The sequence below is a fragment of the Streptomyces sp. SP18BB07 genome (genome assembly GCF_036322545.1).
Classification (GTDB): Bacteria; Actinomycetota; Actinomycetes; order Streptomycetales; family Streptomycetaceae; genus Streptomyces; species Streptomyces deccanensis.
The window spans coordinates 1-345 of the sequence record NZ_JAQYWT010000211.1; the positions used below are offsets into that span (position 1 = coordinate 1).

Here is a 345-nt window from a genome sequence, read left to right on the forward strand (position 1 = left end):
GGGGCCCCCCCCCCCCCCACCACCAAAACAAAACCCCCAACCAACCCCCAACCCACCAACCCCCACCCAAACAAAAAAAAAAAAAAAAACACAAAAACCACAACAAGACCCCCAAAAAAAAAAAAAAAAACAAAACACAAAAAAAAAAAAAAAACACAAACCCGCGTGTTTTATGTTTAGTAAAGCGACAAAACAACAACAAGCGCGACCCCCACCCCCCCGAGCCCAAGCTACGGCGGCCACAGATACCTACTCAGCCGCGGCCAATCTTGCCCCACACGACGCTCTTCAGCCCTAGGACGCGTCCGATGGGGGTGCGGATGGTGCCGCCGTGGCTGACGACCA

The 345-nt window shown here is 52.8% G+C and carries 1 protein-coding gene; it reads left to right on the plus strand.

Annotated elements, in window-relative coordinates:
* Positions 1-180 (plus strand): hypothetical protein (locus PUR53_RS02945; protein ID WP_329907263.1); only part of this gene is annotated, 180 nt, incomplete at its 5' end.
* Positions 181-345: the final 165 nt, after the last annotated feature.